Genomic DNA, 20,714 nt, shown 5'->3' on the forward strand with positions numbered 1-20,714 from the left:
ACCCTGGTCTTTTGCAGCCGGGTAGTTTCCCTTACCTTGGAGGCCTAACGTTACCGGATGAAAAAGAAAATCCACAGGTATCTGAACATCGCAATTGCCGCTGTTTGGATGATCAACGGTTTATACTGCAAAGTACTTAATGGCGTACCGCGGCACCAGCAGATTGTAGCCCGTATCCTGGGCGCTGACCATGCAGCCATGCTTACCCGTACTATTGGTTGGCTGGAAGTGTTAATGGCGGCATGGGTACTGTCGAACGTAAAGTCCCGTTGGTGTGCCCTTACGCAGATCCTGCTCGTAGCCACTATGAACATCATTGAATTTTTGCTGGTACCTGATCTGCTGTTATTTGGAAGAATAAATATTGTTGTAGCCGCTTTTTTTATCTTTATAATATACTGGAATCAGTTCCGTTTTTACGGTGCCAAAACCATTAGTTGATGTTATCCTTTCTTAAAAATCATCCTTTTGCGGTAGAAGCATATTTTGAAAGCTCACTGGTGCTGGCATATGCAGTACCTGCGGCGGCATTGCGCCACCTGGTACCTGCCAAGCTGGAGCTGGACCTGTTTGATAACCGATGGGCCTTTGTGGCGGTGGCAGTGGTGAAAACGCGGCAGCTGCGGCCAAAGGGATTCCCGGGTTTTATGGGTCACGATTTCGTGCTGACAGGCTACCGCGTTTTTGTGCGGTATACCAACAGCAAGGGAAAAAAACTCCGCGGATTATATATCCTGAAATCGGAAACAGATAAAAGGAAGATGGAATTCTTCGGCAACCTGTTTACCCATTACAATTACACCACTACCGATATTGAAGTGAAAAATGAAGCAGGTATGATTCGGGTAACATCTGCGCAATCAGCTGTCAATATCGCTGTTCAGCTGAATGATCCGGATGCCGGGTTGCCGGCGGGATCGCCTTTTAACACCTGGAAAGAAGCCCGTCGTTTTGCCGGTCCTTTGCCTTTTACATTTAACTGTGATAATGTATCCGATAAAGTACTGATCATTGAAGGTGTACGGGAAAACTGGACACCAAAACCGGTAGCTGTCATTGCTTCGCAGGTAGGGTTTATGAACCGGCCGGAGTTACGTGATGCGGTGCTGGCCAATGCATTTTGGGTAGAGCATATTCCGTATTACTGGAAAAAAGGTAAAGTAGATATATGGAAAGGGTAACACGAAAACCCTTTCAGGGAGTTTTCAATATCATCCGGTTTAACTGGCATTTCTATTTGCTGTCGGCAATGCTGCTGGCAGCCGGTTTGTTTTTCCGCCATCTTGTTCCCGTGCAGGTATTGTTATGGGCGCTCGTCGCTGCCACCGTTTTGTCACTGGGTGTTTCGTGGTATATCTACGACGCGTCCCGTTTGTATGAGCTGCAATGGCTGGATGGGTTGCATATTCACAGCGGAGCGCAGATCGTGAACATCAACGCGGGCTTTGACGAAACCAGTCAACTGCTTTCACAGAAATATCCGGGGGCGTTGCTGCGCGTTTTCGATTTTTACGATCCCGCAAAACATACCGAGGTATCTATAGAGCGTGCGAGGAAAGTATATCCTGCCTATCCGGGTACTGAAACCATCAACACATCGGCGATACCGCTGCCTGCCGCGTCGGCAGATGTTATTTTTCTGTTCCTGGCGGCCCATGAAATCAGGGACGGGCAGGAGCGAAGTATTTTCTTTGAACAACTGCGTCATAGTTTGCGGGAAAATGGAAGGATGGTAGTACTGGAGCATTTGAGAGATGCCCGTAATTTTGCAGCCTACAATATCGGTTTCCTGCATTTTTTTTCCGGGGCAGCATGGCGGCAGGTGTTTGCATCGGCGGGATTACGCATCGAAAAAGAAATAAAGATCACGCCTTTTTTATCAGCCTTTATACTTTATAAAAATGGAACTGCATCTTAAGATCGCCGGTTATATCCAGGTGTTGTTATCAATATTACATATTTTCTTTCCCAGGTATTTTAACTGGAAGAAAGAGTTTGCTGCAGTGGGTTTGTTAAACCGGCAGATGATGTATGTACATACTTTTTTTATCGGGCTCGCGGTATTCCTGATGGGACTCTGTTGTATATATGTGCCGGAAGAAATGCTGCAAACCCGGCTGGGGCATCTGCTGGTCCTGGGACTTTTCATTTTCTGGGCATGCCGGTTGTTATTCCAGTTCTTTGTGTATTCCCCGGTGTTATGGAAGGGCAAGCGTTTTGAAACAACAATACATGTGCTGTTTTCACTGATCTGGGGATACGTTACCATGGTGTTTCTGCTGGCATGGCACATGGTGTAAGGAAAAAAGTCCGCTTTCTCCATAACTTTGTTAACTTGCCTTTATAAAACCATCATATTATTATTTATTTACAGAACGTTGTCACAAGCTATTATCTGGTGAAGGGTAATTAATGCATGCACACCATTAGAGAAAATATATATCATCTGGAAGAAGGACAACTTTTAACATGCTGGCAGCAATTTCTGGAGGGGAACAGTGAGGCCTTTGGTCAGATTATTTCCTGCTATTATGCGGCTCTTTTTCAATATGGTATCAAAATCCATGCAGACAAAGCTTTTGTACAGGACAGTATCCAGGACATGGCTACCGACCTTTGGAGCAAACGGGAACGCCTGAGCAGGCAAGTGCATGTGAAAAGTTACCTGTTTAAAAGTCTGCGGCATAAAATGATCCGGCAACTGCAGCGCCGGGATGTACAGCAACGACACCTTCTTTTATGGGGACAGGGCGCCCGGGAGCCCTTCGACGCGGAATTCTCCGTGGAAGCAGCTATTATAGATAATGAAACAGACCGGCAACGTAAGCAATTGCTGCACGACAGTTTAAAAAGCCTCAGCCCACGGCAGCAGGAAATTATTTATCTCCGTTATTTTCAGAACCTGGAACATGACCAGGTAGCCGCTATCATGAAGTTGAGCAGGGTAGCTGTTTATAACCTTTTATCGTCTTCCCTGAAACGGCTCAAAAGCCAGATAGGCCCGCTTTCCGGCATCGCCCTCCTGCTCTCCGGAAAATATTTTTAAATTTTTTGTTTTTTTATTGGTGAGATTTTATCGCTGTATGTATTTAAGATATAGCAAGGTTATATTTTGTGAACAATGACAGATAAACAATTTCACCGTATTGAAGACTTTTGGCAGGAAGCCTCTTTCCTGTCCTGGACTTTGGGCAAGGATCCCGTGGCCGCTGCCTGGTGGGAAAACTGGTTGCTGGAACATCCGCAACAGGCGCCCTTGCTGGAAGAAGCACGTCAGTTATTGCTGGCCGTTCAGATAAAGGAACATCCCCTGCCAGATGCCGAAATAGCCGGCCATGTCAGTGAAATTATACAACAACTGCCCACCACGGGCGGAGAGGTGAGCTGGCTAAACTGGCGCGCCGCAGCTATTGCCATTGGCGTGCTGCTGCTCAGCGGCGGGGCATGGCTGCTTACCCGTCATCAATCGTCGCCCGCGCCATTGGCTGGTATACCCGACCATGCCCTCACAGAAATGGTGAATAATACCGGCAAGCCGGTAACTTTCCCCATGAAAGATGGCAGCACCATTATCCTGGAACCCGGTGCACATATCCGGTATAGCCGGGAATGGGGCAAAGATGACCGCACCGTATACCTGGAAGGGAAAGCCGCTTTTGATGTACAGCAACACCAGGAAAGACCATTCATTGTAAATACCGGCGACATCCAGACGGTGGTGCTGGGCACCACCTTCACCGTAACAGCAGGGTTGCAGCACCAGAACGTGCTGGTGGCGGTGCAGCATGGTAAGGTAGCCATCCGGAAAAATAAAGAAGCCGCGAAAGAGGAAATGATATTGCTGCCAAACCAGGAAGCCGATTATGAAGCCAGCAGCGGAAAATTAAGCAAAACCCTGATCCCGGCTCCGCTGGCACAGGTAGTTGTGAAACACCAGGAGGATTTTATTTTTAACGATACGCCTGTTTCTACGGTATTTGAAAAACTGGAGAAAGTTTATTCTATCCGGTTAATGTACGATACTGCCACGCTAAAATCCTGTACCATTACCGCGAATCTGAACAAAGAAGCATTCTACGATAAACTGGACCTCATTTGTAAAGCACTGGGATTAAGCTACCAGGAAGTAGACGGTCAGTTAATGATTAACGGCAAGGGCTGTAAAAATAACTAGCGCCTGTTTGAAAACAATACCGGGGTTATCAACCACCCGGCATCACATTAATTAAAATATTCACTTTTAATACCACTTATGTCTATGTCTTAACGCTTTCAGAACAATGAAAAAAGGGCTGGCAATGCGCACACATTACCAACCCTATGAGTCATTTCCGGCTCCATAACCTGCACCGCAGCACGCTGCGGTGAGGGACGTCTATTTCTATTACAGAACCGTAAACAACCAAAATTATGTGGAATTATCGTATTAATCACCATCAGCTACTAAAAAAGCTTATGCGTATTTCAGTTGTACAATTACTACTGTTTTTTACCCTTACCGGCGTTTGCTATGCTACGGAAGGGAAATCACAAACTTTGCTGGATAATAAGATCAGTTTTACACTGCAGGATCAGTCGCTGAAAACAGCTTTACTTACCCTGGAAAAACTGGCCGATATAAAATTTATCTACAGCAGCGAACTGATAGATGTGAAAAGAGACGTAAGCCTGGCCGCGGCCAATAAGCCGCTGGGAGAGGTGCTCGATGCCCTGTTTGCCGGTACCAGCGTACGTTATGAAGTGGTAGACAGGCAAATTGTACTATCCAGCACTGTGTGGAAAAAGGACATGCTGCTCGATCATCCGTTTCCCGTTGCCATGGAACGCGACCAGGAAAAATCTATTGCCGGTTTTGTGAAAGGGGAAGATGGCCTGCCATTGCCCGGCGTAACCGTATTGGTAAAAGGTACCTCCAATGGCACTATTACCGATGCGAACGGGCATTTCAGGTTGAATGTAACGGAAGATGTAACACTGGTACTGACACTTGTAGGCTACGAGAAGAAAGAAGTACCTGCTCATACGGGTAACCAGAAAATGGCTATTACCTTGGCCGTTTCTTCCCAGGGGCTGGAAGAAGTAGTGGTGATCGGCTATGGCAGCGTTAAAAGAAAAGATATTACCGGCGCCATTGCTTCTGTAAAAGCTACAGATATACCCAAATCAGCGAACACCTCTATCGATCAGGCATTGAGCGGCAGGGCCGCCGGTTTAATGGCCAGCCAGCCATCCGGACAACCCGGCGCCGGTGTAAATGTGCAGATCAGGGGAAATGCTTCCTTTGCTTCCGCCGGTGTGTTATATGTAGTGGACGGCGTACCGGTAAACGGCGCTGCCGATGAGCCGGGATCCGGTAACCGCTATGGCGGTATCAATCGCTCTCCGCTTAACTTCCTCAACCCCGACGATATTGAATCCATTGAAGTACTGAAAGATGCCAGTTCCTCCGCCATATATGGTGCAAGAGCAGGCGCCGGCGTGATCCTCATTACCACGAAGAGAGGAAAGGAAGGAAAGGCAAAAGTGGGCTACACCTTCAGCCATGCCTTCCAGGAGCCCGCTAAGTTCTATGATATCATGAACAAAAAGGACTACATGACAGAACGCAATCACATCCTGCATGAAATGTGGATGCGTAATAATAAAATTGGTCCTTATGGCGGCGCCGATCCATCTACCGCACCGGCCTTCGTACCCCGTTATACCCAAAAGGAAATAGATACCGCCGGTACCGCTGAAAGCGCCATCGATGCGGTTACCCAATCCGGTTTCATGGATCAGCATAACCTGTCTGTTTCCGGTGGTAACGATAAAACCAAATACTACGTATCCGGTAACTACCTGAACCAGGAAGGTGTGATCAAAACATCAGGATATAAAAGATATACCGGTCGCCTCAACCTGGATCAGCTGATCGGTAATAAAATCAAACTGTCAGTAAATGTAAACGGCTCCCGCTCTATCAGCAACAACCCCGCTATCGGTACTGGTTTATATGAAAACTCAGGTATTATCGTTGCGGCATTTTATCATCCGCCTACCGTTCCATTAAAAAATGCTGATGGCAGCTATCCTTTAAATCCCGACTATTCCAATTCACCTAATCCCGCTTCTTTCCTGGAAATAACGGATCAAACCGTAGGTACCCGCCTGTTGGGATCTGCTGCTGCTACCTGGGATATTACCAAAGGCCTGAGCGCGAAAGCAAATTTCAGCTTCGACCAATCCAATAACAAAAGAAGCAACTACCTGCCTAAAACTTTCCTCTACGGCGCCCGTACAGGCGGTCAGGCAAACATTCTCGAAAATACCGCCAACATTGGCCTGCTCGAATACCTGCTGAACTATAATAAATCCTTCGCCGATAACAGCAGCATTAATGCAGTGGCCGGGTATTCCTACCAGGTAATGCAACAGGAAGGCTTTAATGCAGGTAACCAGAAGTTTATCACCGATAACTTTTTGTATAACAACCTGGGAATGGGAGAATTCGAAAGACCGGGAGTAGGATCATTTAAATCAAGGGAAAGATGGGCTTCGTATTTTGCACGTGCTACCTACGATTACAAAAGCAAATACCTGCTCACGGCCTCTATCCGTCGTGATGGCTCCTCTAAGTTTGCAGAAAATAAAAAGTATGGCTGGTTCCCTTCCGTATCCGGCGCCTGGAAAATCTCCAATGAGGAATTCCTGAAATACAACAACCTCATTTCCTTCCTGAAATTACGCGCCAGCTACGGTTCCACCGGTAACAGTAATATAGGAGGCAGCGCATTTTCCTATTATAGCACCGGCAAAAATTATGTATTCGGAAATACACAAAACACCGGCGTATACCTGAGCCAGGTGGCTAACCCGGATCTCACCTGGGAAACAGCACGGGAAATAAACCTCGGGTTAGATTTCAGCCTGTTTAAAGATCGTATCAGCGGTACTTTCGAATACTTTAATAAAACCATCAGCAACCTGCTGAGCTCCAGACCACTGCCCAGCTATTTTGTGGTTGGCTCAATGGCAGCCAACATCGGTAAAACACAAAGCCGGGGTTTTGAATTTACGCTGCGTACCAATAATGTAACTACGAAAGACTTTGTCTGGAACACCGATTTTAATATCGCCCGCTATAAAGATACCTGGAAACAACGTGACCCGCTGGTGATTAAAACACTGGCAAAGTATGTAGGCTTGAATGATCCTATCCGTGCTATCTATGGCTATCAGACAGATGGTATTCTCCAGGCCGGTGAAAAAGTACCGGGCTACCTGACCGGCCTGAAACCCGGTATGGTAAAAGTAAAAGATGTAAACGGATATGATGCCGATGGTAATCTCACCGGTGTGCCTGATGGTAAATTAAATACCGCCGACCAGGTATATATGGGTACAGAGGATCCGGGTTATTCTGTTGGTTTCAACAATACTTTTGGTTACAAACAGTTTGACCTGAACATCTTCTTTTATGGTCAGTTGCAACGCACAAAATACAATTCTGACCTGGCTACCGCGTACGACCTGGAATCTACACTCGCCCAGTTTGGCTGGAACGCGCTGAGCCTCGTTAAAGATCGTTGGGCGTCAGACAACCAGTCGAGCAACCGCCCCAGCGGGTTAAATAATCCTTATGGTTCCTATACCGGCAACTATTTCCGGGAAAACGCCTGGTTCCTGCGCTGCCGTAATATTACTTTAGGCTACACCATGCCGGCGGCACTCTTAAAGAAACAGCACATCATTTCTTCGGTACGCTTCTATATCGATGCACAAAACCTGTTTGTGATATCGCCTTACAGTGGTATCGATCCGGAGCTGGAGAGCTTTGCAGCCTACCCGGTGCAACGTTCATGGATACTCGGTCTGAATGTTTCTTTCTAATGTAAAAACAGCAAACAATGAACATTAAATTATCTATTATATTCGGCGGTCTGGCACTAATAGGACTTACCACTTTCACCGCCTGTGAAAAAGATCTGAAGCCGGATGTGTATGACCAGTTCACGCCATCTACTTTTTACAAAGATGGAAATGATGTAAAGGCTGCCCTTACTGCCGCATACAATGGCCTCATGACAGGCGGTTACGCCGGCTGGGGCAGTGGCAACGGTTCCTGGCATGTGCAAAACAGTATGACAACAGATGAACTGGTTTGCTCCTGGGGATGGGATGGATGGAAGAAAATGAATGACCTCAACTTCGCAGAAAACTTTGGCGAAATCACCGGCCATTATACCACCCTGATCAGGAAAGTATCGGAATGTACCATCTTCATGGATAAAGCGGTGGCCGTAACTATGGACGCTACCCTGAAGGCAAGGTATATTGCCGAAGCCAAAGCATTGCGCGCACACTTTACCCAGATCCTGTACAGCTACTACGGGCCCGTACCCATTGTAGTTGATCCTAAAGTAGCGCAGGATCCGTTAGCGCCGGCCATGGCGCGCCCTACCGATGAATGGATGGTAACGCAGATCGAGAAAGACTATAAAGAAGCCGCCGCAGCGCTGCCGGCATCCTTTACAGGATCCGACTATGGCCGTTTCTCACAGGCGGCGGCACTCACCGGGCTGATGAAACTGTACATGCAGAAAAAACGTTGGGCCGATGCCGTTACTGTTGGTCAGCAACTGCTGAAAATAGGAGATGAACAAAACGTATATGCCCTGCAACCAAAGTATGCGGATATCTTCAAAATTACCAACAAAGGCAATAAAGAAATCATCCTGGCCATACCTTGCCGTAATGACGCAGATCAAACCAATATGTGGCTGGCGCACGTATTACAGGGCGACTATTTTGATCCGGCGGGTCAGGCCCTCACCGCCTGGGGAGGATATAAAATGCCCTGGAAAACGTACGATAAGTTTGACCCGAAAGATAACCGCCTCACCGTATTGCTGAGAAATTATCCTACCGGGAAAAATGGCAACGGAGAACTGGTATATAAAGATGCGAAAGCAGCCGGTTTACCTGGCGCCCTCCCCATTAAATACAGCCCCGATCCTGCCGCCAGCGGCGAATCACAAGGCAACGATATGGTTGTATGGCGTTATGCTGATGTGCTGTTACTGCTCAGCGAAGCTATCAACGAAACCAGCGGACCTGTGAACGCAGCCATCGATCTTCTCAACCGCGTGCATGAAAGAGCAGGGTTAACGCCTTTTGCGTACGGGAGTCTTACCCAGTCACAACTGCGCAGCAAATTACAGGACGAACGCCTCTTTGAATTATGGACAGAAGGTTCCCGCCGTGATGACCTGATCCGCTGGGGGCTCTTTGTACAAAGGGCCAGGGCGGAAGGATCGCCTTTTGCAGATACTAACAAAATCTTTTACCCGATTCCACGCCCCGCTATAGATGAAAGCGGCGGTAAAATAAAGCAGAATACAGGGTACTAAGTAATCATAGTGATGACGGGAACTCCCGGGATATTGCTCCCGGGATACCCGTCATTTTTCTTCAAAAGATATTTACATGCAACGTTTCATTCAAAATACCATCCGGTGCATACTGTTATGCTGCCTTACACAGCAGTTGGCCGCACAGCAGCATGTTGTTTTCCGCGGCATCCGTTCCGATGATCCCAATGGCAAAGCGCCGTTAAGAAACCCGGAAAGAGGCTTTCGTTATGAAGCTTTTGTACTCGCCAATAACCTGCAGTCGCCCTATGCGAAAGCGAACAATGAAGCAAATAACAATACCACTTACGGCGCTAACCCGGCACAGATAGACAGTTTACTTACCTTTCTCGAAAACCGCTATGGGCCAGAGGATAGTCTTACGTTATCCCAGCTGTATATCTACCTGACGCCCTATGTAGGAAAAGATATTACAGCAGCAGGACTGGAGAATATACGCGCCACTTTCCGGAGCTTCAGCAATAAAGGATACAAAGCATTGCTGCGCTTCGCATATGATTACAACCCGGGTTTGACCAGCGTATCCGTAGCTGATATACAGCGCCACCTGGTACAACTGAAACCGGTGATGGAAGAATATGCCGGCGCCATCCATGCGGTGCAGGCCGGACTGATAGGCGCCTGGGGCGAATGGCACAGCACACCCATCGCTGCACATAAAGACAGTTTGCAGATGGTGTTAACAGCCTTGTTTCAAAACATCCCCGTATCAAAGCAGGTAATGGTGCGCCTGCCTTACCGGAAAAATGAGGCTGCCTTGCCGGCAAGCTGGAAAGCGCGCATCGGTTTTCATAACGATTATTTTTGTGCCGACGAGCATCCCCGCGCCAGCGGAAACGACTACGTAAAAGGGACACCGGAATACTGGCAAACATGCTATGAATCGCCTGCCCTGCTGATCGACGGAGAACTGCCTTATAGCTGCAATGGTGATGAATGGTGCCTGAATCATCCTTTCAATGTGATGAACGGGATTAAAAGATTACGCGATCATCATTATACCAGTTTAAGTATTGTGCATAATAACCTGGAAAACGACAGCAGCAATATCCGCTACTGGCGCCGATACCAGCTGACGGAAAGAGACATCACCTCTGCCCGCCTGCCACTGTCGGATGGCTATTTCCGCAACAAACAAAACAAGCCTGTAACAAGGTCGGCGTTCGATTACATCCGCGATCATCTTGGCTACCGCCTGGAATTACAACAACTCATTCTTCCTGCAGACGCAGATAGCAGGAAAGGTTTCCCCTTAACGCTTACGCTGATCAACCGCGGGTTTTCCGCTCCGCACAATGCCCGCGAAGCCTTTTTTGTATTCATCGATCCACAGAACAAAGTAGCGCAGACGCTGCCGGCTTATGCCCGCCCCGATAGCTGGCAACCTTACCAGCCCGGCGACAGTAGTTACAAACCGCTGCTGCATACGGTAATGGTGAGCGTACCCGCCGGAACAACAATTGCGCCCGGCAAATACCGCGTGGGCCTATGGCTGCCCGATGGCGACACGGTGCTGAAATATAATGCGGACTATGCGATGCACTGTGCCAATGCCGGTAACACCTGGTTTATAGACAATACCAGGCAATACGGCGTTAACATACTAACAGAAATGACTATACGATAAATAGAACGGCTCCTACTTTTTCATTTTATGCGTTACTAACAAAAAACACAGGTACCCATGAAAAGCTTATTACGTTCTTTTTGTTTGCTGCTAACCTCACTGTTGGCAGCATATACCGCTATGGCACAACAACCCGCCGCACCTGCGCAGTTGCAAACACTGGGCACCCGCAGCTGGATACGGCTTACCTGGCAGGACAATGCCACCAATGAACTGGGATATAAAATTTACTGGTCGGTATCAGCTGTTAAACCAGGCTCGCCGGGCGCCACCATCGCAGCCAACAGCAACAGGTATTATATCGATGGCCTCACGGCCACCACCACTTATAATGTTTGGGTAGAAGCATACAATGCCAGCGGCTCCTCTGCTGCGCTGCAATCTGCCGTACTCACTACCCGGCAATGGACACTCGATACGGCAGAAGTCAACCACCTGTCCATCGCCAGCTCCGCAGCAGTACCGGCAGGTATGCAGCTCTTCTGGCAGGATGAATTTAATGACGCACTCCTCAACAGGAATAAATGGTCCACCAATTATTATTCTACCATCGATTTTAAATCCGGTACCAACCTCTCCGCCATGCAACACGATTCCCTGCCACAGCCGGGTATTATCATGACAGGCAACAGTATCCAGCTGATCGTAAATGATACCATGCCCGCAAAAGCATATTGGCCTGCCAGGAAGTTATCATCAATTCAAACATACGATTGGAACTCAAATGAACGATACCTCGACAACAGCCGCGGAGGTTACTATGAAATAAGGGTAAGACGCAGCAATACCCTCAACGCTACCTCAGGCTTAAATGCCGCCTACTGGCTCGATGCACCAGGTCCGGATCTGAAATATTATATGGAGCAGGGAAATACTTACAATGGCGTTACCGGCGTAAGACCCCGGGGGCAGGTATTTGAAATAGATGTTTTTGAACAAAGCGGTAATGCTACCACTACCACCACCACGCCTTTTACCATGCATGGCAACGTGGCAGCCGATGGCACTTTCCAGGGAAACCTCACTACCTATAACGCCACCTCTCCTACACAAAACAACTGGACCACCCACGGACTATTATGGACGGCTGCAGGCATCAAATATTATATCGACGGCGTATTGAAAAAAGAATGGAGCGACCCGTTGCATAATATGGCGCCCAATCATTTTATGAATATCCTGCTGGGCAACTACTACGGATGGACCGCCGGCATGACCAGCACCGCTACTATGGAAGTGGATTATATCCGCGGCTATCAGTGGCCCGTTGTAATGGGGAATGAACTGCCCAATGCCGGTTTTGAATATGGTACCTTGTTGCCTTGGAGTGGAAACGGCAGCTTGTCAGCCACTTCCAAAAGAACGGGTAACGGCGCACTGGTACTGGCAGCAGGCCAGTCTGCTGCACAATACATATACCTCAATAACAGCAGCAACTACCGCCTGAATTATTGGTTGCAGGGAAATAGTACGGTGCAGGTAAAAGTGGAAAACCTCACCCCCGTAACCGGTGTGGTGCAGCGTACTTACCTCGGCAGTAAAACTGCTACGGCTACTTTTAGCCAGGACTCGCTGCTGCTCGCCACCGGCACAGAGTACGGGGATCATTTGAAAACAATTAAACTGACGCTCACCAATACAGGCGCCGGAACGGTTACATTTGATGACCTCACGCTGATAAAAGGCGGTAACGGCGGGCAGGCCGTGGTTTGCTCTGCGGCAGGTGGCGCTAATGCCCAGGACCGCTACATCACCAGCTTAACAACTACCAATGCCGCGCATAATATCAGTTATACCAACGCGGCCTATCCAGCAAATGGTTATGGCGTATATACCGCCGATTCTATCGCGGAGTATAAGGATTCTTCCTTTACCCTTAACATCACCAACAGCCCAAACACCAAGTGGGCAAGAGTAAATGTATATGCCGACTGGAACGGGAACGGCAGTTTTACAGACGGCGGCGAATTGCTATTTTCGGTAGGGAACGCCAAACAGGATAACAGCGGTACTGTGTTAAACATCAGCAGAAGTATTACAGTACCCGCCGCTGCGATAACAGGTAAGGTGCGCCTGCGGGTGCGTTTCTATGATGCATGGAATACAGATCCCGGTCCATGTGGCCAGGCCGATTATACTACTACGCAGGATTTTTTTGTGAGCATCAGTGGGGTGGGAAGCCTGATGGCGGCAAACAATTTCATGAGCAGCGTGGCGCCGCTGAAGCATTCGCTGGTGGCCGATGCCATTAATGTCTACCCCAACCCGGTATCCGGTGATAGCTTTCAGCTGGAGCTGCAGTTATTACAGGCACAGAATGCTGTGATCAGCATTTATAACATGGATGGCAGGCAGGTATATAATACACCAAAACAACTGCTGAAAGGCTACAATAAGATATCTTTAAGTACAGGAGCCTGGCCGGCGGGTGTTTACCTGGTAAACGTGCAGTATTCCGGGAAGACATTGCAGTGCAAGCTGGTCAGGCCATAGATGTTAATAACGTAAAAGGATATATGAAAAAATCGGGCTACCTGCCGGTGTGGCTGTCAGTCATTATTTTTATAACGGCCTGCCATCCCGGAAAAGATCGCAGAAATGAAGATATTGCAAAGCGTACCTGTGGTAGCTGCCATTTGTTCCCGGAGCCGGCGCTATTACCCGCCGGTATCTGGGAGCAGATGGTATTGCCGCAAATGGGATTAAGACTGGGAGTAAAGGAGGCGGTGGCCGGTAAAAAGTTGTCTGCTGTAGAAGCCCGGCTGGTACCGTCACAACCGCTTATCAGTAATGAAGACTGGCAGGCCATAAAGCGTTATTATCTCACCAACGCTCCCGGAAAACTAAAAACGAATGACACGCTGCCGGTAAGCGGCAATATTGGTAAGCTATTCCAGATACGCCAGGTGAATATTCCCGGTGAGAAATCCGTCAACATCTCCTGTGTACGCATCAATACAAAGAAACATGAACTGTATGCCGCAGATGCGGTAAACCATAAGATCTGGTATATAGATGCAACCGGTGTACCCACCTATGCCTACAATACCGGCGGAGCTGTTATTACAGATATGCAGCTGCTGGAGGACACCGTGCTGGAAACAAGTATCGGTGCTTCTCTTAATCCCACAACGGAGAAAAACGGAATCGTATCACGGAGAGGGCTATACGCTGGTACAACAGCTACGGTTATACGTTCTCATCTTTACAGACCCGTACAAACATTAACGGCCGACCTGGATGGCGATGGCGCTTCAGAGCTCCTCACCTGCGAATTTGGAGCAGATGACGGAAAATTAAGTATCTGGAAAGCAGGAAAAGAAACAGTGTTATATTCCATGCCCGGCGCTATTCATACAGCCGTTGCCGATATGAACCATGATGGCAGGCCGGATATAGTGGCGCTGTTTGGCCAGGGAAATGAACAGCTGATATGGTTTGAAAATAAAGGCGGGCTCAGTTTTACAGCGCATACCTTACTGCGCTTCGCGCCAGCGTATGGTTCTACCAGTTTCGATATCGCCGACATGGATAATGATGGAGCCCCCGATATTGTTTACACCTGTGGTGATAATGCCGACTATTCACCTGTACTGAAACCCTACCACGGTATTTATATCTATCATAACAACGGGCAACAGTCGTTCACCCTGCAGCGCTTCCTGCCGCAAAATGGTGTTACCAAAGTACTCGCGGGAGATTTTGATGGCGATGGGGATATGGATCTTGCAGCTATTGCGTATTTCCCGGATACCAAAGCATCCCAACAGGACGATATGAGATTGTATTTACAAGATAAGCATGATTTTACGGTATTATCCAATCACCTGGGTAATGTAGGCCGCTGGTTGGTAATGGATGCAGCAGATATTGACGGCGACGGCGACTGTGACATTGTGCTGGGCAGCTACCCGATGATGGTGATGGCGCCCGGTGGTTACAGGTCTGAATGGAAAGATGGACCAGGGGTAGTGATATTGTTTAACCACAGTAAGTAAATGTTATTGAATTAACGGAGAGTTAATTCTTTCCTGTTCTGAACAAAGCTTATTTTACTATCCGGAAATAACATCAGTGAACGGCAATCTATATTCATTCCATTTTAGTTATCAGCAGACAATTACTTTAAACCCAATTTTTATGAAAAGAGTACTATTCTTTGTAACAGGAGCTTTAGTTTGCTTCCTGTTCTCATTCGCCGCGAAATCCCAGTCGTTCAATAATAAAACAAATTCCCCGGGCCCCATTGTAGTAACCGTATTTAATAACGAAATCCCCGGTACATATTACAAAACTACCAACGTGATGTGGAGTCCAAGTGGAGGAACGGCTCCCAGTTTAAATACCTTTGACCTGGATTCGCCCAATTCCTATGTTATCCAGGAATACAATGGCAATGAACAATCTACTACTGCGAGCGGTATATCGTATTCTTACCCGGTTAACAGCCCGGTGTGGAAGCAGATAAATTTTACTGTAACCGGGGGAATATATACAGGGGTAGTACAGGTGCAATTTGGGACTAATCACGAGGTGAGCGTGAGAGTACAGTGGTCCAGCGGACAGTAAACCCACAATAGAATATAGATTGCCACGCTGATATATTTACACCACCGTCACTTTTACGCCCAGGTCTTCCATCCGTTTTACCACATGTGCCGAAATACCGTTGTCGGTAATTACTTCATCAATATCTTCAAGTCCGCAGATCCTGCCGAAACCTCTCTTGCCAAATTTGCTGGAATCTGCCAGCACAATGGTTTTTTGCGCCGTAGCCATCATTTTCTGGTTCAGGTGGGCCTCCATGATATTGGTGGTAGTAAGCCCGAATTCCAGGTCAATACCATCTACGCCGAGGAATAGTTTACTACAGGAAAAATCTTCCAGGATTTTTTCTGCATAAGTGCCTGTTACAGAAGTGGAGCTATTACGCAGATGACCACCTAACTGTATGACTTCAATTTCCGGGCGGCGCAGTAGTTCCAGCGCAACGTTCAGGGCGCCGGTAATGACGGTAAGGTGTCCTTTGGGATGTATGTTTTTAGCGAGCGACAGCACCGAGGTGCCGGAGGCTATGATGATAGCGTCGTTGGGGACAATCAGGGCCGCTGCAGTTTGACCGATGAGGTTTTTTTCCTCCCGGCGTATATTTTCTTTTTCGTTAACCGGTTTATCGATCGTATACGGGTTTTGTACCGTGGCGCCTCCGTGCGACCGGTATAAGAGTGCTTTATCTTCCAGCAGCTTCAGATCTTTTCGTATGGTCACTCCTGATACATCCAGTTCTTTGCACAGTTCCAGTACATTAACATATCCCTTCTCATGCAGTTTACTGAGGATAAACTTATGACGTTCAGCAATATTGATCATAGACATATCAGATAAAATTAACGTATTAAAATGTGTCTTCACAGAATATTTATGAGCCCGTTACAAATATCCGCAAATTGGTTTCATATTGTTATTTATAATTCCTTTTTAACGTAAAATTCCCTCTTCAATTTTACTTCATTCTGGTAATTTGAAATATTTTGAAAGATATTTCTTTGATCGTAAATATATAATTTATTGATTAATAATAATTTTAAAAATTATTTTTCTTTCTTTTCCGCTCATCCATCAATTTCTCTTCTTTTTCATTTTATTTTATATTTTGGTTTCGAATTGTTTCTTTTTGTTTTCAAAGTGACCATACGGAAAATAAATGAAATAAATTATAAGATATTAAGTAATAAAATGAAAAGAACTGAATCGGTTAAACAGCTAAAAGCAACCGGGGATCAGCCATGGGACCTGATCATAATAGGAGGGGGCGCCACAGGCCTTGGTATTGCTATGGATGCAGCCACCAGGAACTACAAAACGCTGTTGCTGGAACAGGCGGATTTTGCCAAAGGCACCTCCAGCCGGAGCACAAAACTGGTACATGGCGGCGTAAGATACCTGGCCCAGGGAGATGTAGCCCTGGTACGGGAAGCCCTATACGAAAGAGGTTTATTACTGAACAATGCGCCGCACCTGGCACACAATCAGCAGTTTATTATACCGCATTACAGCTGGTGGCAAGGCCCCTTTTATACGATCGGTCTTAAAGTATATGATCTCCTGTCGGGGAAATTGAGCCTGGGCCGCTCCCGCCACATCAGCAGCAGCGAAGTGATCAACCGGCTTCCTACCATCCGCAAAGAAGGGTTAAAAGGAGGAATCGTATATCATGATGGTCAGTTCGATGACGCCAGGCTTGCGGTAGATATTGCCCGGACGGCCGATGAAAACGGCGCCGTACTGCTGAACTATTTTAAAGTGAATGGTTTGCTGAAATCAACGGCAGGTAAGGTAAACGGCGTGCGCGCACAAGACCTGGAAACAGGAGAAATATTTACCCTCTCTGCAAAAACGGTGATCAACGCCACCGGCGTGTTTGTAGACGAAGTATTGCAGCTGGACAATCCCACCGCACCCAATATGGTAAAGCCCAGTCAGGGTGTACACCTGGTGCTCGACGCTTTCTTTCTTAACAGCAACAGCGCTATCATGATCCCCAAAACGGACGATGGCCGCGTATTGTTTGCAGTGCCCTGGCATAACAAAGTATTACTCGGCACCACAGATACACCACTGGATGAACATAGTCCTGAGCCGATAGCTTTGGAAGAAGAAATCAGCTTTATCCTGAACACCGCCGGGAAATATTTATCGCGCCCGCCAGCCCGCAAAGATGTGCTCAGTGTATTTGCCGGTCTCCGCCCATTGGCAGCGCCACAGAAAAATACCGGCAGCACAAAAGAAATTTCACGCAGCCATAAAATACTGGTAGCCCCCTCCGGTCTTATTACCATTACCGGCGGTAAGTGGACCACCTTCCGCAGAATGGCGGAAGATACAGTGGAACAGGCTATCAAAACCGGGGGACTTACCCCGGCTGCCTGCAAAACAAAAACACTCCGCATTCACGGCTATCAGCAGCGCCCCTCCGCGCCGGCGCCACTGGATGTATATGGCAGCGATGCTACCCGCATAGCAGCTTATATCAGCCTGCATCCGGAAATGGCCGCTCCATTGCATCCACGCCTGCCCTATATCAAAGCGCAGGTAATATGGGCCGTGCAAAACGAAATGGCCCAAACCGTGGAAGATGTACTGGCCAGGCGCTTACGCGCACTCTTCCTCGATGCACAGGCTGCTATCGACATGGCCCCCGCCGTTGCCACCATCATGGCCGCAGAAATGAATAAGGATACAGCATGGCAGGAAAAACAGGTGAACAATTTTATCCAGGTAGCTCAACATTACCTGCTCAAAAATGAAAGCGCACATCAACAACTGAAGGTAACAGCATAGCATATACGAAAAAACAGACCACGTAATATCCACGTAACAAAAAAGAGAAACATGATCAAGTACGTTATGGCAATGGATCAGGGCACAACCAGCTCAAGAGCCATCATATTCGACAAAACAGGCGCCGTCATTTCCACAGCGCAGAAAGAATTCACCCAGTTATTTCCACAACCCGGCTGGGTAGAACATGATCCCGCTGAAATCTGGAGCAGCCAGATCGGCGTAGCCACAGAAGCCATGGCCAAAGCAGGATTGGAAGGGGGTAACATCGCCGCTATCGGCATCACCAATCAAAGGGAAACCACGTTGGTATGGGACCGTGAAACCGGCAAACCAGTGTACAACGCCATTGTATGGCAGGACCGCCGTACAGCGGAATACTGCGATCAGCTGAAAGCCGCCGGTCATGAAACAGGGGTGCGCGAAAAAACAGGATTGGTCATCGACGCCTATTTCTCAGGAACAAAAATCAGGTGGATACTCGAAAATGTACCCGGGGCACGGGAACGGGCCAACGAAGGCAAGCTCGCCTTTGGTACTGTAGATGCGTGGTTGATCTGGAACCTTACCCATGGCGCGGTACATGCAACCGATATCACCAACGCCTCCCGTACCATGCTGTTTAATATTCACACAGAGGAGTGGGACAGCGAACTGCTCGCCCTGCTTAACATTCCTGCATCTATGCTGCCGGCAGTGAAGCAGTCCAGCGAAGTATGCGGAGAAACAGCCCCCGGTATTTTTGCTGTACAGATACCTATCGCAGGTATCGCCGGAGATCAGCACGCGGCACTGTTTGGCCAGATGTGTACTGCGCCCGGCATGGTGAAAAATACCTATGGCACCGGTTGTTTTATGCTCATGAACATTGGCGGCAAACCTATTATCAGCAAAAATAATCTCCTTACTACCGTTGCCTGGAAAATAAACGGACAGGTACAATATGCACTGGAAGGCAGCATCTTTATTGCCGGCGCGATCGTGCAATGGCTGCGTGATGGACTGGGCATCATCCGAGCTTCTTCGGAAGTAGAAGCCCTGGCAGCCAGCGTACCGCAAAACGACGGCGTTTATCTCGTACCCGCCTTCGCCGGTCTGGGCGCACCTCACTGGGACCAGCACGCCCGTGGCACACTGGTAGGCATGACCCGCGGTACCAACGCTGCACACATCGCCCGCGCCGCACTGGAAAGTATCGCTTATCAAACCATGGAAGTGCTGAAAGCCATGGAGGCCGACGCCGGTATCAGTATCAAAGAACTGCGCGTTGACGGTGGCGCCACCGGGAACAACCTGCTGATGCAGTTCCAGGCCGATATCCTGGAATCAACCGTGGTAAGACCCGGTATAACGGAAACGACTGCACTGGGGGCAGCTTATCTCGCCGGACTGGCAACCGGTTACTGGAAAGATACCGAAGAAATAAGCAGCCAGTGGCAAATGGAAAAATCATTCTCACCCGCGCTGGAGCAGGAACAACGGCAACTTTGGATCAACGGATGGAACAAGGCTGTACACGCAGCTAAATCATGGGCTCACCAATAAATCATTTCACATTATGTATCCTTATTTAGCAGAATTAATTGGTACCGCCCTGCTGCTCCTCCTGGGCAATGGTGTGGTGGCCAATGTGGTGTTACACAACACCAAAGGCAACAACAGCGGATGGATCGTTATTACCACCGGATGGGCATTAGCCGTATTTGTAGGCGTTGTTTTTGCCGGTCCGTACAGTGGCGCACACCTCAATCCCGCTGTCACCCTCGCACTGGCTACCGCCGGAAAATTTCCCTGGAGAGATGTGCCGCTGTTTATTGCCATGCAGCTGCTGGGCGCTATGATCGGTACCAGCCTGGTATGGCTTAACTATAAAGACCATCTCAACAACACCACTGACAACGGTCTTCAACGCGCAGTATTTTGCACGGAGCCGGCTATACGAAATCCACTCCGCAACTTTATTTGTGAAGCTACCGGCACTTTCGTACTGCTGTTTACTATTTTCTATTTCACCGATGCCTCCGTTGGCGCAGAGAAAACACCGATGGGCCTTGGCTCCCTGGGCGCTTTACCGGTATCCCTGCTGGTATGGTCTATCGGTTTATCACTGGGTGGTACCACCGGGTATGCCATCAATCCTGCGAGGGACCTGGGCCCACGCATCATGCACGCCATATTGCCCATCAATGGCAAAGGTCACAGCGACTGGGCATACGCATGGGTACCTGTAGCAGGGCCTGTAGCCGGCGCTGTACTCGCAGCAACATTGTACCAGCTTTTAGCTGTCAGCCATTAGCTGTTAGTTTCCTGCTTTTTGCCCGTTAAAACAATGA

16 protein-coding genes are annotated in these 20,714 nt (G+C 48.2%); 15 read left to right on the plus strand and 1 reads right to left on the minus strand.

Annotated features, from left to right (window positions below):
* Positions 1-57 precede the first annotated feature (57 nt).
* From KE626_RS10760 to KE626_RS10815, 12 genes are all read left to right on the plus strand, one after another.
* Positions 58-441 carry a DoxX-like family protein gene (locus KE626_RS10760; RefSeq protein ID WP_211972902.1) on the plus strand — a complete coding sequence of 128 codons (384 nt, stop codon included), beginning with the start codon at positions 58-60 and terminating at the stop codon, positions 439-441.
* A complete protein-coding gene (locus KE626_RS10765; protein WP_211972903.1) occupies positions 441-1,181 on the plus strand; it encodes a DUF2071 domain-containing protein in 741 nt (246 codons plus the stop codon). Before KE626_RS10760 ends, KE626_RS10765 begins: the two co-directional genes overlap by 1 nt.
* Positions 1,169-1,918 carry a class I SAM-dependent methyltransferase gene (locus KE626_RS10770; RefSeq protein WP_211972904.1) on the plus strand — a complete coding sequence of 250 codons (750 nt, stop codon included), beginning with the start codon at positions 1,169-1,171 and terminating at the stop codon, positions 1,916-1,918. Before KE626_RS10765 ends, KE626_RS10770 begins: the two co-directional genes overlap by 13 nt.
* Positions 1,902-2,300 carry a hypothetical protein gene (locus KE626_RS10775; RefSeq protein ID WP_211972905.1) on the plus strand — a complete coding sequence of 133 codons (399 nt, stop codon included), beginning with the start codon at positions 1,902-1,904 and terminating at the stop codon, positions 2,298-2,300. The genes KE626_RS10770 and KE626_RS10775 overlap by 17 nt, the downstream gene beginning before the upstream one ends.
* A gap of 116 nt (positions 2,301-2,416) precedes the next feature.
* Positions 2,417-3,046, plus strand: coding sequence for an RNA polymerase sigma factor (locus KE626_RS10780; RefSeq protein ID WP_211972906.1), 630 nt, complete (start codon positions 2,417-2,419; stop codon positions 3,044-3,046).
* A gap of 75 nt (positions 3,047-3,121) precedes the next feature.
* Entirely contained in the window at positions 3,122-4,174 is a 1,053-nt protein-coding gene (locus KE626_RS10785) for a FecR family protein (RefSeq protein WP_211972907.1), read from the plus strand.
* Positions 4,175-4,455: 281 nt separating this feature from the next.
* A complete protein-coding gene (locus tag KE626_RS10790; RefSeq protein WP_211972908.1) occupies positions 4,456-7,872 on the plus strand; it encodes a TonB-dependent receptor in 3,417 nt (1,138 codons plus the stop codon).
* Positions 7,873-7,889: 17 nt separating this feature from the next.
* Positions 7,890-9,392: a RagB/SusD family nutrient uptake outer membrane protein gene (locus KE626_RS10795; protein ID WP_211972909.1), complete on the plus strand. Its 1,503-nt coding sequence runs from the start codon at positions 7,890-7,892 to the stop codon at positions 9,390-9,392.
* A gap of 76 nt (positions 9,393-9,468) precedes the next feature.
* On the plus strand, positions 9,469-11,040 hold the full coding sequence (locus tag KE626_RS10800; RefSeq protein WP_211972910.1) for a DUF4874 domain-containing protein: 1,572 nt from the start codon (positions 9,469-9,471) through the stop codon (positions 11,038-11,040).
* A 57-nt stretch (positions 11,041-11,097) separates the two neighbouring features.
* Entirely contained in the window at positions 11,098-13,533 is a 2,436-nt protein-coding gene (locus KE626_RS10805) for a GEVED domain-containing protein (RefSeq protein WP_211972911.1), read from the plus strand.
* A 23-nt stretch (positions 13,534-13,556) separates the two neighbouring features.
* A complete protein-coding gene (locus tag KE626_RS10810) occupies positions 13,557-15,038 on the plus strand; it encodes an FG-GAP repeat domain-containing protein (protein ID WP_211972912.1) in 1,482 nt (493 codons plus the stop codon).
* Positions 15,039-15,180: 142 nt separating this feature from the next.
* A complete protein-coding gene (locus KE626_RS10815; RefSeq protein WP_211972913.1) occupies positions 15,181-15,609 on the plus strand; it encodes a hypothetical protein in 429 nt (142 codons plus the stop codon).
* Positions 15,610-15,645: 36 nt separating this feature from the next.
* Here the strand turns inward: KE626_RS10815 and KE626_RS10820 are convergent, their stop codons facing one another.
* A complete protein-coding gene (locus KE626_RS10820; RefSeq protein WP_346344378.1) occupies positions 15,646-16,416 on the minus strand; it encodes a DeoR/GlpR family DNA-binding transcription regulator in 771 nt (256 codons plus the stop codon).
* 360 nt (positions 16,417-16,776) lie between these two features.
* Between KE626_RS10820 and KE626_RS10825 the strand changes: the two genes are divergently transcribed.
* Genes KE626_RS10825 through KE626_RS10835 form a run of 3 tightly spaced genes read left to right on the plus strand, consistent with a single transcriptional unit; the run spans position 16,777 to position 20,677 of the window.
* Complete coding sequence (locus KE626_RS10825; protein ID WP_211972914.1) at positions 16,777-18,381, plus strand: glycerol-3-phosphate dehydrogenase/oxidase; 1,605 nt, start codon at positions 16,777-16,779, stop codon at positions 18,379-18,381.
* Positions 18,382-18,432: 51 nt separating this feature from the next.
* A complete protein-coding gene (gene glpK, locus KE626_RS10830) occupies positions 18,433-19,926 on the plus strand; it encodes a glycerol kinase GlpK (RefSeq protein ID WP_211972915.1) in 1,494 nt (497 codons plus the stop codon).
* Between the two features lie 13 nt (positions 19,927-19,939).
* On the plus strand, positions 19,940-20,677 hold the full coding sequence (locus KE626_RS10835) for an MIP/aquaporin family protein (RefSeq protein WP_211972916.1): 738 nt from the start codon (positions 19,940-19,942) through the stop codon (positions 20,675-20,677).
* The last annotated feature ends 37 nt before the right edge of the window (positions 20,678-20,714 follow it).

It is taken from the genome of Chitinophaga hostae (assembly GCF_018224885.1).
GTDB classification, from domain to species: Bacteria; Bacteroidota; Bacteroidia; order Chitinophagales; family Chitinophagaceae; genus Chitinophaga; species Chitinophaga hostae.